Consider the following 14,638-nt stretch of genomic DNA (forward strand, 5'->3'; position numbering starts at 1 on the left):
TGACCCATCGCGATCGGCGTCGAAAAATGAGCGTCCGTGAGCTCACCCGGGAGACTCCGTCGTGGTTAGTTGTCAGTCGTCAGCCGGTGCGCCGTGATTGCTCTGGAACGCCGCGTCCGGGACCGTGCCGTCGTCGTTCCAGCCGCGTTCGGCGTAGTACTCGTCGAGCCCCTGATCGAAGTCCGGGATCTCGTAGGGCAGGGTGTCGTCGCCCCGGTCGAAGCCACGCTGATTGTTGAAGTGTCGTTCCATCGTGACGACCTCACCGCCGAGTGCCAGTAGCTCCTCGTACTCAGCGTCGAGCAGCGTCTCGATGCGCTCCTCGGTCACGAAGTCCCGCGAGAACTTACAGAGGACGCCGCTGTCCTTGATCGCGTTGATGTTCTCGAGTTCGACGACCTTGGGCGGTTTGCCGTCCAGACCATCCTTGTCGAAGGCGTCGTCGGCGTCAACCAGCGGGTACTCGTAGGGATAGAACTCGGCGTACATGTGGTCAGCACCGCGGTTCGAGGTTGCGAAGGCGAGTCCCTGGCCGTTTAACGTGCGGCCGTCGTGGGCGGCGAACTCCATGCCCTTAACCGACCAGTTCTCGACACCGAGGTCGTCGTGGACGCGGTCGATTCCCTCCGCGAGCGTGTCGCCGACGCCCTCGCGGTAGGCGATCTTCTCGACGAGGTCGTGAATGAGGTCGGCGTTGCCGAACTCGTCCTCGCTCGCGAGGTAGGCCGCGACGGTGTCGCCACAAGAGATGGTGTCCAGTCCATACTCGTCACACAGCTTGTTCGACTTCATCAGATCGACGATGTCGTCGATACCTGAGTTCGATCCGAAGGCCATCAGCGTCTCGTACTCGGGCCCCTCGGTCTCGAGGCCGGATTCCTCGTCTCGAGTCGGCAGTTTGCAGGCGAAGGCGCACGATGAGCAGGTGCCTTTCTTGTACTTTTTCTCCTCGACGCGGTCGCCGCTGATCCCGTCGATGCCCTCGAATGACAGTTCCGAGAAGTAGTAGGTCGGCAGCGCCTCGACCATGTTCGCGTACTCCGCGACGGAGGTCGTCCCCTGATCTCGCATCGGACTGTCGGACTGAGCGGCCTCGCCGTGGATCTCCATCTGGAGCGCTGGGATCTCGACCTCGTTGGTCGAGTCGCCGTCGAAGGTGATCGCCTTGACGTTCTTCGCGCCGAGGACGGCACCGAGTCCGCCGCGGCCGAAGGCCCGCTCCTCGGAGGTCATGATTGAGGCGAACCGAACCTGATTCTCACCGGCCGGGCCGATGACCGTGGTGTGCTCCGAGCCGAGACCGTGTTCGTCCTCGATATACTCGCAGGTCTCGGGGACGGTCGCCTCGGCGAGTTCGGGGACTTCCTCGAACTCGACTCCGTCGTCTGTGACGTGGAGGATCACGAGTTCGTCGCTCGCGCCGGTGATCTCGACGGCGCTGTACCCCGTCCCGGTGAAGTTCCGCGAGAGGAAGCCGCCGGCGTTCGAGGACAGCAGGCCGTCGGTCAGCGGCGAGACGCCAGTTGCCGACATCCGGCCGGTAAAGCTCATCGTCGAGTGCTGGAGCGGCCCCGTCGCGAAGTACAGCCGGTTGTCAGCTCCCAATGGGTCGGCGTCGAACGGGATCCGTTCGTGGGCGAGTTTCGTCCCGAGCGCACGCCCCCCGATGGACGACTCGAGGAGATCATCGATGTCCTCGGTCTCGGCCGTTCGCTCCCCGACGTCGATCGAACACAGCGGTCCCCGTACGTGTTTCATAGTACCACAGTGATGGATACGGCCGCAAAACGGTATCGGTTTTTCAGGCATGTTCGCCCGACGCAATAGGCGATTGACAGTCCGCGACCGGCGAGTTACCCACGGTATCGGTAGTAGGTGGCCGTCTTTATCTCCGTGGTGTCTGGGTCCGTGCATGTCGCGGCCAGAGGACCCACACGAAGAGACGACCATCGACGATATTTATGAGCAACTCGAGGCGCTCGAGGAGACAGTCGATACGTCGGACGAGCGGACGGAGGTACGCCGGACGATGCGGCTGGTCAGTCGATTCTCGCACAACGCGACGGTTGGGAAGGTGATCACCGGGTTCACCCGCAAGGACAAGGCGGAGGCGTTCGTGGGCAGCGTCGTTATCGGCCTCCCGATGTTGGTCGAAGACGGCGTGTTCAGTATCGGGTCGTTTCTGGCTGCCCACCCCGTCTTGTTGCTGGTGAACCTCGTATGTACAGTCGGACTGGTCGTCGGGATCCTCTACGTCGCCGATTTCCGCGAAGTGCAGATTCACAACCCCTACTTCGGCCTGGTTCCGCGCCGCCCCGTCTGGGTGTTGCTGATCGCGTTCGCGACCGCCGCGGGATTGATGACGCTGTGGGGTCGGATCTCGTGGAACGAGCCGTGGGTTAATCTCTGTCAAGTCTTAGTGGTCTTTACCGCGATGGCGCTCGGCGGCTCGCTGGGCGACATTCTGCCCGGCGAAGCCGAGCATCGGCCCCTCGGCGACCACTAATCGTCGCGACGACGGTCGCACGGACGTGTAACAGACGGACAGTCTGCATGAACGGAACGTTTATCCGACCGACGGCGAAGCCGGCCCCATGGTCAGTACGGGAATCCTGTTCGCACTCGGCGCGTTGATTCTGTACGGCGGCTGGGCGGTGACCGGCGGCGTCGCGATGCGATCTCTCTCGCCCGTGAACGCGGTCTTTCTCTCCTACGTCGCCAGTCTCATGATCGTCGGCGGCTACGTGCTCTCCTTGCGCCGTCCCATCGTCGGTACTCGCGTTGACGTCGCGTTCGCGCTCGTCTCCGGCGCGTTCCTCGCGGCCGCCTCAATCAGCTTCTACGCTGGCCTCGCCCGCGGGAACATGGCGATTGTCTCCGCAATCGCCGCCCTCTACTTCGTCATCCCAGCGGTCGTCGGCGTCTTCTACTTCGACGCACAACTCTCTGCGACGAACGTCGCCGGACTCGCGCTCGCGGTGATCGCCGTCGGCCTCGTCGCGACCTGAGTTCCAGCGTTCTTCGGCCGTAGCTGGTATCGCGACTTCCTATAACGGAATTGACTGTAGAGCTCACGCTCAGTATAGATAAATGACGTATCACACCAGAGTGAGCGAATCGGTTGGGGAGGGCGTGGCGATCCCCTGTTGCCACGCTAGCAGGACATTTCCCTCGCTTATTCCCATCAAAACCCACTGCCCAATTCACGGACATACTTCGCAATCGAGTGATTCACTTTCAGATATTGTAAATACGCATACATAGCCCATCAACCGAACTACGGTGAGAGCGACTCACCCTCATCACCTCCGATCTCACGCAGATGGTCGATGCCGACCGGCGGCCCCCGAACGAGCAGCGTCTCACCGGCCGCACACACGCGGTCGGCAGGGGGATCGAACGTCCAGCCGTCACCGCCGTGGATCGCGAGAACGATCACACCCGCCCCTTCCTCGAGTTCGAGGTCGGCGACGGTCGCCCCATCTAAGCCGCTGCCCGAACCAACGGCGACGACACCGATACCTTCCTCGCTGTCTTCGAGGGCCGCGCCGAAGACCGGCGGCAATTTGACCTCGCGTAGGACGACCTCAGCGATGTCGACCGCGGCGTCACAGATTTCCGCAGAGGCTGCCGCGAGGTGGAGCAGGCCGCGGAGTTGAGCGGCGCTTCCGACCTCGTCGTCGGCCTCGATGACCCACGTCTCGAGGCGCGTCTTGTGGTCGTTGGATTCGTCCTCGAGCGCGAGCACTTCCCGGGCGAGGTCGTCGCTGTCGAGTCGGGCGGCCCCGTAGGCCAGCCCAACCGTGAGTTCGGCCATGTCCTTGAGGTCGACAACGGTTTCGGCGGCTCGCGCGATCGCCTCGCTCTCGGCCCGGTCCGACGGCGGCGCAGGAGCCGGAACGGGCTCACCGGTCGCTCGCCGGTGGACGACCTCGATTCCCTCGCGCGGACCGCGGCCGACGATCACGTCTCCGGCCGTCAGTCGGTCGTCGCCCTTGGGCGCGAATGACCACTCTCCCTCGCGGCGGATCGCGATGAGCCGCACGCCCGTCTCGAGGTCGAGTTCGAGGTCTCGCAAGCGGGCTCCCGCGAGGTCGGAGTCGGCCGCGATGGTCGCCCGAACGAGTCGCTCGTCGGCGTCGGGGAAGGCGTACTCGACGGCATCGGGGACGCCGCCGTCGTCGCGGACGATCCTCGCGATGTCGGCCGCAGCCTCGGTGATTCGGACGGCGCTCGCGGTGACCTGGAAGAGCCCAACCAATTGCTTGGCTTCCTCGGCCCGCTTGGCTGCGAGCATCAGCGCGATCCGAACGTGGTACTGCAGATAGTTGGCACGGGACTCGAGTTCGAGCACCTCATCAGCAAGGGACGCATCATCGCCGCGGACGGCGGAGTAGGCGAGATCGACCGCGAGCTCCGAGGAGTCCTTGAGTTCGACGAGACTGTCTCGGACGTTCCGGGGCTCGTAGGTGATTTCGCGCATATCCACCCGTCAGCTGGTGAACTAATCAAGATTGGGACCGCGGGCAGGGTGTAACGAAACCAATTCTTAATGAGACAGCGACTCACGTTTGGATAGATGTTTGGCCACGACTCCGCCCTCGACGTGTATCGGCAGGCGCTGCCGGTCATCCTCATCAGCCTCGTCGCGGGCTTGTTCGCCGGCACGCTGCTCGGCACCGAGACGATGCGCGAGGGAATCGAAAGCGTCCCCGGAATCCTCCTCCTCTTGCCCGCGTTTCTGGCCACCCGCGGCGGCGTCTATGGGTCGCTGGGCGCGCGGCTCTCGAGTGGCCTCCACCAGGGCGTGATCGAGCCCCGCTTCGAATGGTCCGGCCGGCTCCGGAGCGCGATCATCGCCTCCTTCCTGAACGGGCTGATCGTCTCCATCTTCATCGCCGTCCTCGCCTGGAGCGTGTTGCTCGCGCTCGGCCGCCCGGCGAGCCTGCTCGAGTTACTCATCGTCCTGTTCGTCGCCGCCATGTTAAGCGCGTTCGCGATGCTGGGCGTATTGCTCACAGTGATTTTTAAGGGCTACCGGCGGGGGCTGGACCCCGACAATGTCATCGGGCCGGTCGTGACCACCGTTGGCGATGTCTTCGGCGTCGTCTTCCTGCTGACCGGTATCGCCGTCGCGGGGGCGGTCCTGTGAGTGTCGGCGGCGACCTCCTGGCCGGCGAGGACCTCGAGGACGACCTGCTCGGTGACTGGGCTGTCCGGCACATCGTCACGACGCTCGTGCCGCTGCTGGCCGTCCTCTCGGTCCTGCAGATGATCTCGGGGACCGTCCTCGAGAGCTTCGAAGAACAGTTACTCACGAATCCGTCGCTGCTCGTCCTCGTGCCGGTGATGATCGGGACCGCGGGCAACCTCGGGTCGATCATGTGTGCCCGCCTGTCGACGCAGTTGCATCTGGGCACGCTCGAGTTCTCGCCGTCTAATCCGAACGTCCGGGCCAACGTCGGTGCCGTCATGGGACTGGCGGCGACGGTGTTCGTCCTGCTGGGAGTCGCCTCGTGGGCGATCGGTCGCGCGCTCGGCGGCACACTCGGACTCGGGCGACTCATGGTGATCACAGTCGTCAGCGGCATGCTGCTGGCGGTCTGGGTCGTCGTCGTCAGCTCCGTCGCCGTCTACGCCTCCTACCGGCTCGGGTACGATCCGGACGATACGACGATCCCGGTCGTCACGAACATCTGTGACATCACCGGCGTGCTTATCCTCTTCACCGTCGTCAGGATCGTGCTCTGAGCGTCCCCGGCACTCGGTTCCGTCTGTGCGCTGGCCCTCCGCGCCACTGAATTCCGTCCGTACTCGAGCACAAAGTCGAGCGGTTGCTTGAGACCGACGCTCGCGATACCGACGGTGAACGATGAGCGCGTCAGTGACGAACTGGACCGCGAACTCGAGTACGAGTGATCCTCCGGGAGAAATAGATGGCCGCCTATACTGGCGTCCCACACTGGTCGATGGCCTCGCGAACCGCCTCGGTTCGGCCGATGAGCGTGATGTGGTCGCCACGCTGGAGTTCGACGTCGGGGGTCGGCACTTCGCTCGTCCCGTTGCGGCTCACGAGCGCGATGAGGACACCGTTCGGGAGTTCGCTACCGAGATCGACGATCTGCTTTCCGGCGAGGTTCTCGTTGGTGATCTCGATCTCCTGTACGTCGCCGGACCGGCCGAGTTCGGACATCCAGTTCGAGAGCGCGGGCCGTTCGATCTGGTTGTCGATCGCCCACGCGGTCGACTCGGCCGCCGAGATGGTCTGGACGCCGAGGTCCTCGAACGCCGACGCATTCGACGGGTTGTTCGCCCGGGCGATCACGTTCTCGACATCGAAGTTCGACTTCGCAAGCTGTGCTACGAGCAGGTTCGCGTCGTCGTCACCGGTCGCCGCGACGACTGTCTTGGCGTTCTCCGCGCCCGCCTCGCGTAACACCTCGATGTCGGTTCCGTCGCCTTGACGGGCGGTAAAGCCGTCGTTGCGAAGCTGCTCGAGGACTGGAAGATCCTCCTCGATCAGCACCACGTTTTCACCGCGCGCTTCAAGCCGTTCTGCCAGCGAGCGACCGACGCGGCCGCCGCCGATGATGAGTACACGCATTGGAATCACGTCGAGTTTCTCCGCGATTTGCCGGGCCAGGCCGCCCTCGAGGACGACCGACACGAGGATAACGAGGAAGACCGTTCCGACGAGCAGATCCGCGCCGGCCGGGTTCGTCGGTGCGGGACCAGTCTGCAGTCGGATCGCAAACAGGGTCGCGACCGACGCCGGAATGATCCCCCGCGGCCCGACGAAGCTCATGAACAGCGTCTCTCGGACCGTAAACCGGTCACCCCGGGTCGTCAGAAAGACCAAGAGCGGTCGCAAGACGAACATCACGACCACGACAACGGCCACGCCACCGAGCCCGAGCATGAACAACTGATCGAACTCGAGCAGTGCCGCAAGCGTGATGAAGACGAAGGAGAGGACGATCAGCGTAATGTCGCCTTTGAACGCCTCGATGTCCTCCTCGTAGGGGAGACCGGCGTTCCCGAGGATCAGTCCGGCTGTGGCCGCGGCCGCCACGCCCGCCTCCGTGAAGACGTAATCGGCCGCACCAAAGGCGATGATCGCTCCCGCGAGCGTGAGCAACCGAGCATTTTGCGGTGCGTTGTCCGGCGAGAGATCAACGTACTGGAGCACCGACCAGACGACCGCAGCGACGACGACGCCGACGAGGAGCCCCGTCCCGAGCCGTTCCGCGAACAACTGGAGATAGAGTTCAGTATTCAGCGTCTCCTCCCCGACGGTCATCGCCTTGAACAGCACGACCGCGAGGATCGCCGCTGTCACGTCATTGACGATCCCCTCCGTCTCGAGGGTCGCCGCAACCCGGTCGCGGACGGGAACGACCTTCAGGATCGGCGTGACGACCGTCGGTCCCGTTGCGATCAGGAGCGCGCCGATCAACAGCGCGATGTCCCAGTTAGCCCCGAGGAAGAAGTGGACCGCACCGGCGGTCCCGAAAAACGCGATCGCTGCACCGATCGTGGTCAATCGCAACACAGCCGTTGGCGCTTCCTTGATCTTGGAGATCTTGAGGTGGAATGCCCCCTCGAAGACGATGATGGCGACCGAGAGCCCGACGATCGTCGAGAGGCCGCTCTCACCGAAGGAGTTGATGGTCAACACGCCGAGCCCTTCCGGTCCGATCGCGACGCCGGCGAGAATGAGAAAGAGGACGCTCGGAACGCGGAACCGGGCCGAGAGGAGCTGTGAGAGGACGCCGAGGCCGACAATCGAGGCGACTAGGAGGAGCAATTCGCCGCCGCCTTCTGCCCCGGTCATAGTCGCCGCTGACGTCCCGTGATCGGTCGGCGTACCGCCGCTGCTAGTCCGTCCATTCGTCTCGACAGACTCAGTCCAACCGGTTAACTCCTGTGAGAAACGGCCGTGATATGGTCGAAACGAATCCCCGGTCGTCGACCCCGAACGGACCCGTGATACGGATTACTGTAACGATTTACCAGCGCAACCCCGTCCGCTCTGGGGTTGCGCCGGCAATGACTTACAGTAGGCCGTATGAGGGGACGACCGGCCGTCATCGTGCCGAGGATGATCAGTCGTCTTCGTAGATCCGATCGACGCGGTCCTCGAACTGCTCGAGGATGACGCGGCGCTTCTTCTTCATCGTCGGGGTCAGCATATCGTTCTCCTCAGTGAACTCCTGGGGAACGAGTTCGAACCGCTTGATCGTCTCGTGTTTCTCGAAGTTCTCGTTAACCCGGTCGACCTCCTGCTGGATGTGTTTGCGGACGCGGTCGTTGTCACACATTGCCTCGGGGTCGTCGGGCAGGTCGATCCCCTCCGCTTCGGCCCACTCGCGGACGTGGTCCGTGTTCGGGACGAGTAGGGCACCAATGAACTTCGCGCCGTCGCCGACGACCATCGCCTGCTCGACGACCTCGCTCGCGGCGAAGGCGTCCTCGATCGGCCCGGGCGCGACGTTCTTCCCCGTCGAGAGAACGATGATCTGCTTGACGCGATCGCGGAACTCGAGGTAGCCGTCGGGCCGCAAATGAATGATGTCACCGGTACGGAACCACCGTCCGGCGGACGAGTCCGCCGACTCTCCGCTCGAACGGTCCGCGGAACTCTGTTCCGCGCTACTCCCGGGGACGGCTTCCGTAAACGCGCCCTCGGTCGCGCCGGGTTTGTTCCAGTAGCCCTGCGTGACGTTTGGCCCCTTGACGAGGAGTTCGCCGACCTCGCCGGGGTCGTCGGCGAAGGCCTCCTGGTCGGCGACGGTCTCGTCGACCGTCACCTCAACGTTGAACAGCGGCGGGCCGATCGTGCCGATCTTCGCGGCCTCGGGCGGATTCGTCGAGACAATGGGAGCGGTCTCGGTCAGCCCGTATCCCTCGAAGATGGGAAGCCCCATCGCGTGATAGAGCTGACAGAGTTCCGGCGAGAGACTGCCACCGCCGCTGATCAGTATTTCGATATTCCCGCCCAGCGCCTCCCGGACCGTCGAGAAGACGAGTTTGTCCGCGAGTGCCTGTTTGGCCGACAGGATCGGGCCCGGCGAGTCAGCCTGCTGGTATGCAACGCCGACGTCCGTGGCCCACTCGAAGATCCGCTGCTTGGTCGACGACTGGCTCGCTTCCTCCCGGATACCGTCGTAGATCTTCTCGTAGACCCGGGGGACGCTCGTGGCCGTTGTCGGCTCGACGAGACTGAAATCCTCTTGGAGCGTGTCCGGACTCTCCGCGTAGGCGATGCAGGCACCGCTTGCAAACAGCACGAAGTGTCCCGCCGTTCGCTCGAAAACGTGGGCAAGGGGAAGGTACGACATCGCCACCGACTCCTCGTCTAACACCGGCACATCGTCGTCCTTGTCCGGCCGCGGGCCGAAGCGTTTCCGAGACGCGTTGACGTTCGACCGGAAATTCCCGTGGGTCAGCTGAACCCCCTTTGGCCGACCGGTCGTCCCACTCGTGTAGATCAGACTCGCCAGATCGTCCGGATCCGTCTCCTCGATTCGGGCCTCATAGGCCTCGAGGTCGAAGGTGTCCTCGCCGCGGGCATAGACCTCGCCGAGGGTCAGAATATCGTCGCGGTCGTCGTACCCCTCAATTTCGTCGATCGAGACGATAAACTCGAGATCGAGGGCGTCCTCGACAGCGAGAACGTTCTCGAGTAGCGCTTCGTTCTCGACGACGACGCCGTCGGCGTCGGGGTCGTCGAGCAGGTACTCGACCTGATTTGGGGACGAACTCGTGTAGACGGTCGTGACGACTGCGCCGGCTCCGAGCAGAGCGAAGTCACACTGGGCCCACTCCATCCGGGTATTGGAGAAGAGACCGATCCGATCCGCCGTCTCGACCCCCAGATCGCGGAAGCCGGCCGAGAGGGTGCGAACGATATCGCGCATTTCGGCGTAGGAAATCGTCCGAAACTCACCGGGCGTTGCGGCGGGAATAACCGAATCGGTCAGCGATCGCTCGTAGACCCCACCCTTGTACTGCTGTGCCGGCCGATTCGAATTGCGCTCGGCCGAATCCTCGAACAGCCGTGCGAGGGTCGTCTCCCCGGTGACATCGTCCTCGTACTCTCGTTCGGCGTCCCGCCAATTCATATACCTATGCGAGTACCTCCCGTGCGATAAAACGTGCTGAAACGACTGTCATCCGTGACTGGGTTTATCATCCGTTCGGGAACCGTCGAAAAACGCTCGAGGGGTGCCGGGCGTTCAACGGAACAGACTCGGACGGTGATCGTCGTCGTGGCCGTTCTTGGACGGGTCGCGGCTCGATCAGTCCGCCCAATACTGGCTCACGGTTCAGTCACTCTCGATGGTCGAGATAGCCCAGCACGCCCCGCGTATTCAACTTCGCCTCCTCGCTCGCTTTCTCGTCACCCCAGACGCCAGTCATCTCGGACGTGTCCGCGAAGTGCTCGATCACCGCGTCGTCCTCGAGGTCGCGGCGTTTCGCCGCGACCGCGTCAACCCACTCCTCGAGGACCGTCGCGTACTCCTCGAGGGCGGCTTCGACATCGTCGCCGACATAGCGGGGCCCGAAGTGGGGATAGCAGAACACGTCTGGATCGATCTCTTTCAGCGTCTCGAGGTCTTCGAGGCACTGCTCGAGGTCGAAGTTCGACGGCGGTGAGGTCTCTCTGATCGCTTCGATCTCAGGCACCCAGATCCCGGCGGCGTCGGCGACGAAGACCACATCGTTCGCGGGGTCTTCGAAGACCACCTGATGGGGGGCATGGCCCGGTGCCCCGTGGACTCGCAGTTCGTGTGTACCGAGGTCGATGACGTCGCCGTCTTCGATCTCGACGATCCGCTCTTCAGGGATCGGCTCCGGCTCCACGTAATGTTCCCACTGGTCGCCGACAGCCTGCTTCGTTCCCGCGACCAGACGCGAGGGATCGACCAAGTGATCGGCCCCGATACTGGGGACGTAGACGTCGGCGTTCGGGTAGTCGGCGGCGAGAAAGCCCGCACCACCGGCGTGATCGAGGTGAACGTGGGTCACCGCGACGACCTCGAGGTCGTCCTCGTCGATGCCGACCTCGGCGAGAGCCTCACGGAGCAGGTCGTAGTTAGTACCGATACCGGTGTCGACGACGGCGGGCCGGTCGTCGTCGAGGATGTAGACGGCACCGTACTCGTTCGTGTCGTACATTCCCGTGTCGAGATAGTAGAGGTCCGAACAGTCGCCGGTAGCCACTTTGCGGACGTCTCCGACTTCCATATCGGAAGCCCGTCAGCAGGCGGGATAAAAGCTCGCGTCGCGGCGACCCGCCCGGAGGTGAGGGCCGTTACAGACTTTACACCCCATCCTCTTGCACACGATAGATGACTCGAATCGTCTTCGAACCACACCCTTCTCTCGAGCCGACATGAGCCACGACACGCCGGACAGCGCTCGCCCCGAGCTACCGCAACTGTGGCTCCAACAGGAGTATGTGCCCCGGATCGTCAGCGGGTTCGGCGGACTCTCGGCTCTCGCTCTCGTCGTCTGGACGGTCACATTTGCCGCGATGATCGACGTCCCAGGCCTTCTGCTCAGCGCGGCTTTCACTGGCGGGCCGGCCCTCGGGCTGATCTGGGGCGGCTACCGACTCGAACGAAGCGGCATCGAGACGAGCCGGTACGTTCGGATTCTCCAGTGGTGTGTCGGTGGGACAGTCGGATTTCTGACTGTCAACCTCTTGATAATGGTCTTCTTTCCCTGGTATAGTCTGGCGGGAAACATCTCCTGGGCGCACTTCTCCGTCAATGCGGGTGCGATCGGCGGCTTCGCCATCGGCTACGTCGAAGCGCGGGCGATCCAACGCGAGGTCGAGGCGACGGCCGCCACCGTCCGCGCCGAACAACTCGCGGACGAGCGCGAGTTGCTCATGTACCTGAATGATCTCCTCCGACACGAGGTGTTGAACTCCTCGCAGATCATCGGCGGCCACGCATCGCTACTGCACGCGGAGTGTGATGACGATCGGGTTCACAACCGCCTCGAGACGATCGAACGCGAGAGCGAGGAGCTCGTCGACGTCATCGAAGACATTCGAGCGATGCTGGACGCGAATCGGGAGCCGGACACGCGCTCAGTCGTCGCCCTCACCGCGTTACTGGAAGAACAAGTGGCCGAATGCCGCACCCGCTTCGACGAGGCCGTCATCGACACCGACCTCCCTGAGGCGACGCGGGTCAGCGGCAACGAGGGGCTCAAATGGATCTTCTCGAACCTCCTCGAGAACGCGATCGAACACAACGATAGCGAGATGCCGCACGTCCGTGTGACCGTCGACGAGCGACCCGAGACCGTCACTGTCACCGTCGCCGACAACGGTCCTGGCATCTCCGCGGAAGACAGAGAGTCACTGTTCGAGCGCAAGTCGACCAACCACGGCCTCGGCCTCTACCTCTCTCGCATCCTCGCGAACAGGTACGGCGGCACCGTCGACCTCGCCGACACCGGATCCGACGGGAGCGTCTTCGTCGTCGCGCTGCCCCACGCGTCGACCACCGCGGACGACGAATCGACAGACGACTAACGACTCTCGAACTCGTCGGACGACTCCTTCCACTCGCCGATTCCCGAGGGGTCGAGATGGACATGTGCGTCACCGACGTCCTCGAGACCACGCAGGCGATCGACCAGTTCCGATTCGATATCGTGGGCCTCCCGGAACGGCATGTCGCCGTCGACCTCGACGTGAACTTCGACCTCGAGGACGGTGCCGTCGTAGAAGACGGTCAGATCGTGGACGCCCGCGACGGCCGGATGACCCCGAAGGGCGGTCGTGATCTCCCGCCGCTTCTCGGGGCCGGGTGCGGCACCGATGAGGTAATCGACGTTCTCCTTGCCGATCTCGATGCCCTGGTAGACGACCAGTAGGCTGACGAGGCCGCCGGCGACGGGATCGAGTATCGGATAGCCGACGAAGACGCCGAGGACGCCAACGATGGCGGCGACCGAGGTGTAGATATCGTTCAGACAGTCCTTTGCAAGCGCCGCGAGCGCGGTCGACTGCAGGTACTCGTTGATCTCCACGGTGTAGCGATAGACCAGATACATGTCGACGATCGAGAATCCGAGCGCCGCGAGGAGCAACACGCTGAACTCGATATCGGTTCCGTACACGAGCCCTTCGGCGGATCGGTAGAGCAAATTGAGTCCCAGAAGCGCGATGACGGCCCCGACGAACAGCGCCGTCAGGGGCTCAATCCGGTCGTGACCGTGGGGATGCGTGTCGTCGGGTTCGTCGAATGCGCTCCGCCCCCAGACGAGAACGACGACGCTGGCGACGAGATCGGCCAGCGAGTGGGCCGCGTCAGCGAGCAAGGCAACGCTGCCGAACGCGAGCCCCGCACTGCCCTCGGCGACGATCTTGGCGACGTTGCCGAGAACGTTCGCCCACGACGCCCGCGCGAACCCGCGCCGGCCGCCGTCCGCGCCACCCTCTTCGGACATGGCTCGGTTTAGAGGCAGTCTAACCTTGGCTCTTTTCCTTCCTGCTCGAGGCGCGTGCCGTCATCGGGACACCGATCACAACCCTCATTGGGGGCCCATGAGAGGGAGGAGACGACTGGGCGATGGGGCCCACCTGACCCAACCGCCGGGCGAGACATCGACAACGTCTGGATCGAGCACAGACACGCCGAGCGTCGTCCGGCTGACGGTCCCTGCATGACTCCCAGCCATGGCAGACACACATCCGCCCGTTCGCCTCGAGACGCTCGCGCTGATCGCCGTCGGCGGCTTTGCCGGGTCGAATCTCCGATTCTTCGCGATGGGACTGCTTCCTGACGTGTCGTCGATCGTTCTGGTCAACGCCGTCGGGAGCGCGGTCCTCGCCTTCCTGGTCTACGAAGCCGAATACGCGGGCCACCTGACCTCGCGGACCCGGCTCGTCTTCACGACGGGGTTTCTCTCCTCGCTGACGACCTACAGCACGTTCGCGCTCCAGACCGCGCTCGCAGCGAGTCCGCTCGCACTGGGCGGCATCGTCGCCGCAAACTACGGACTCGGACTCATCAGCGTGCTCGCAGGACGGGCGCTCGCGCGTCGGATCGGCGCTCCGCGGGATGAGCCTTCCGGTGGTGAGACCGCGTGAGTACACCGCTCCTTCTCGAGAGCATCAGCATCGGCCGACTGCTCGCTCGAGCGGCCGTCACCGTCGACCCCGAACCGGCCCACGTCGTCGGCACCGGCGGAGCGATCGGTGCGATCCTCCGATACTGGGTCTCCCAGCGGGTTTCCAGCGGGGCCTCGAGCGAGAGATTCCCGCTGGCAACGTTCGTGGTCAACGTCGTCGGCAGTTTCGTCTTCGGTCTCGCGGTCTTCGCGGGCGCGGGCGAATCAGCCATCCGACTCGTTGGGACCGGTATCTGTGGCTCGTTCACGACGTTTTCCTCGTTTTCGGTCGAGACGCTCTGGCTGTACGAGCGCGGCGATCGGGCGCTCGCGGTCGGCAACGCTGCAGCCAATCTCGCGTGCTCGCTCGCGGCGATCGGTCTCGCATGGGGGCTCGTCGCTGTCGCTCTCTGAAACTGGTCTCGCCATCGGACCCGGATCGAGACCCATTAGCAGCCCGTCACTAGTGGTACCAATCACCACAGCCTCAAGCGATCAGCTC

At 63.8% G+C, this 14,638-nt stretch carries 13 protein-coding genes; 7 read left to right on the forward strand and 6 right to left on the reverse strand.

Annotated elements, in window-relative coordinates; genetic code table 11:
• Positions 1 to 72 precede the first annotated feature (72 nt).
• Positions 73 to 1,758, reverse strand: a complete 1,686-nt coding sequence (locus K6I40_RS17525) for an aldehyde ferredoxin oxidoreductase C-terminal domain-containing protein (protein WP_222920263.1) — start codon at positions 1,756 to 1,758, stop codon at positions 73 to 75.
• Positions 1,759 to 1,912: 154 nt separating this feature from the next.
• On the opposite strand from K6I40_RS17525, the gene K6I40_RS17530 reads away from it, so the two are divergent.
• Complete coding sequence (locus K6I40_RS17530; RefSeq protein WP_222920264.1) at positions 1,913 to 2,506, forward strand: DUF2391 family protein; 594 nt, start codon at positions 1,913 to 1,915, stop codon at positions 2,504 to 2,506.
• An 88-nt stretch (positions 2,507 to 2,594) separates the two neighbouring features.
• Positions 2,595 to 3,008, forward strand: a complete 414-nt coding sequence (locus K6I40_RS17535) for an EamA family transporter (RefSeq protein WP_222920265.1) — start codon at positions 2,595 to 2,597, stop codon at positions 3,006 to 3,008.
• Between the two features lie 269 nt (positions 3,009 to 3,277).
• On the opposite strand, the gene K6I40_RS17540 is transcribed toward K6I40_RS17535, so the two are convergent.
• Positions 3,278 to 4,483: a TrkA C-terminal domain-containing protein gene (locus tag K6I40_RS17540; protein ID WP_222920266.1), complete on the reverse strand. Its 1,206-nt coding sequence runs from the start codon at positions 4,481 to 4,483 to the stop codon at positions 3,278 to 3,280.
• Positions 4,484 to 4,579: 96 nt separating this feature from the next.
• On the opposite strand from K6I40_RS17540, the gene K6I40_RS17545 reads away from it, so the two are divergent.
• Positions 4,580 to 5,152, forward strand: coding sequence for a magnesium transporter (locus K6I40_RS17545; RefSeq protein ID WP_222920267.1), 573 nt, complete (start codon positions 4,580 to 4,582; stop codon positions 5,150 to 5,152).
• Positions 5,149 to 5,751, forward strand: coding sequence for a magnesium transporter (locus K6I40_RS17550; protein WP_222920268.1), 603 nt, complete (start codon positions 5,149 to 5,151; stop codon positions 5,749 to 5,751). Before K6I40_RS17545 ends, K6I40_RS17550 begins: the two co-directional genes overlap by 4 nt.
• A gap of 193 nt (positions 5,752 to 5,944) precedes the next feature.
• Here K6I40_RS17550 and K6I40_RS17555 read toward each other — a convergent pair whose 3' ends face one another.
• The 3 genes from K6I40_RS17555 to K6I40_RS17565 all read right to left on the reverse strand — a co-directional run bounded on the left by K6I40_RS17555 (position 5,945) and on the right by K6I40_RS17565 (position 11,250).
• Entirely contained in the window at positions 5,945 to 7,834 is a 1,890-nt protein-coding gene (locus K6I40_RS17555; RefSeq protein ID WP_222920269.1) for a cation:proton antiporter, read from the reverse strand.
• A 271-nt stretch (positions 7,835 to 8,105) separates the two neighbouring features.
• Positions 8,106 to 10,124, reverse strand: coding sequence for a long-chain fatty acid--CoA ligase (locus K6I40_RS17560; protein ID WP_222920270.1), 2,019 nt, complete (start codon positions 10,122 to 10,124; stop codon positions 8,106 to 8,108).
• Positions 10,125 to 10,332: 208 nt separating this feature from the next.
• Positions 10,333 to 11,250 carry an MBL fold metallo-hydrolase gene (locus K6I40_RS17565; protein WP_222920271.1) on the reverse strand — a complete coding sequence of 306 codons (918 nt, stop codon included), beginning with the start codon at positions 11,248 to 11,250 and terminating at the stop codon, positions 10,333 to 10,335.
• A gap of 148 nt (positions 11,251 to 11,398) precedes the next feature.
• Between K6I40_RS17565 and K6I40_RS17570 the strand changes: the two genes are divergently transcribed.
• Positions 11,399 to 12,553 (forward strand): HAMP domain-containing sensor histidine kinase, encoded by a 1,155-nt coding sequence (locus tag K6I40_RS17570; protein ID WP_222920272.1) that lies wholly within the window; start codon positions 11,399 to 11,401, stop codon positions 12,551 to 12,553.
• Here K6I40_RS17570 and K6I40_RS17575 read toward each other — a convergent pair.
• Positions 12,550 to 13,473 carry a cation diffusion facilitator family transporter gene (locus K6I40_RS17575; protein ID WP_222920273.1) on the reverse strand — a complete coding sequence of 308 codons (924 nt, stop codon included), beginning with the start codon at positions 13,471 to 13,473 and terminating at the stop codon, positions 12,550 to 12,552. The two genes, K6I40_RS17570 and K6I40_RS17575, sit on opposite strands and share 4 nt — an antisense overlap.
• 229 nt (positions 13,474 to 13,702) lie before the next feature.
• On the opposite strand from K6I40_RS17575, the gene K6I40_RS17580 reads away from it, so the two are divergent.
• Both K6I40_RS17580 and crcB read left to right on the forward strand, forming a co-directional pair.
• The gene (locus K6I40_RS17580) at positions 13,703 to 14,116 is read left to right on the forward strand and encodes a CrcB family protein (RefSeq protein ID WP_222920274.1); all 414 of its coding nucleotides are present in this window, start codon (positions 13,703 to 13,705) and stop codon (positions 14,114 to 14,116) included.
• The gene (gene crcB / locus K6I40_RS17585) at positions 14,113 to 14,550 is read left to right on the forward strand and encodes a fluoride efflux transporter CrcB (RefSeq protein WP_222920275.1); all 438 of its coding nucleotides are present in this window, start codon (positions 14,113 to 14,115) and stop codon (positions 14,548 to 14,550) included. Before K6I40_RS17580 ends, crcB begins: the two co-directional genes overlap by 4 nt.
• Positions 14,551 to 14,638: the final 88 nt, after the last annotated feature.

The sequence above is a fragment of the Natrinema sp. SYSU A 869 genome (assembly GCF_019879105.1).
Taxonomy (GTDB): domain Archaea; phylum Halobacteriota; class Halobacteria; order Halobacteriales; family Natrialbaceae; genus Natrinema.

Coding starts and splice junctions, on each gene's coding strand:
- K6I40_RS17545 (WP_222920267.1), top strand. CDS start 4,580: ATGTTTGGCCACGACTCCGCCCTCGACGTGTATCGGCAGGCGCTGCCG.
- K6I40_RS17570 (WP_222920272.1), top strand. CDS start 11,399: ATGAGCCACGACACGCCGGACAGCGCTCGCCCCGAGCTACCGCAACTG.
- K6I40_RS17540 (WP_222920266.1), bottom strand. CDS start 4,483: ATGCGCGAAATCACCTACGAGCCCCGGAACGTCCGAGACAGTCTCGTC.
- K6I40_RS17525 (WP_222920263.1), bottom strand. CDS start 1,758: ATGAAACACGTACGGGGACCGCTGTGTTCGATCGACGTCGGGGAGCGA.
- K6I40_RS17555 (WP_222920269.1), bottom strand. CDS start 7,834: ATGACCGGGGCAGAAGGCGGCGGCGAATTGCTCCTCCTAGTCGCCTCG.
- K6I40_RS17535 (WP_222920265.1), top strand. CDS start 2,595: ATGGTCAGTACGGGAATCCTGTTCGCACTCGGCGCGTTGATTCTGTAC.
- K6I40_RS17565 (WP_222920271.1), bottom strand. CDS start 11,250: ATGGAAGTCGGAGACGTCCGCAAAGTGGCTACCGGCGACTGTTCGGAC.
- K6I40_RS17580 (WP_222920274.1), top strand. CDS start 13,703: ATGGCAGACACACATCCGCCCGTTCGCCTCGAGACGCTCGCGCTGATC.
- K6I40_RS17560 (WP_222920270.1), bottom strand. CDS start 10,124: ATGAATTGGCGGGACGCCGAACGAGAGTACGAGGACGATGTCACCGGG.
- K6I40_RS17530 (WP_222920264.1), top strand. CDS start 1,913: ATGTCGCGGCCAGAGGACCCACACGAAGAGACGACCATCGACGATATT.
- K6I40_RS17575 (WP_222920273.1), bottom strand. CDS start 13,473: ATGTCCGAAGAGGGTGGCGCGGACGGCGGCCGGCGCGGGTTCGCGCGG.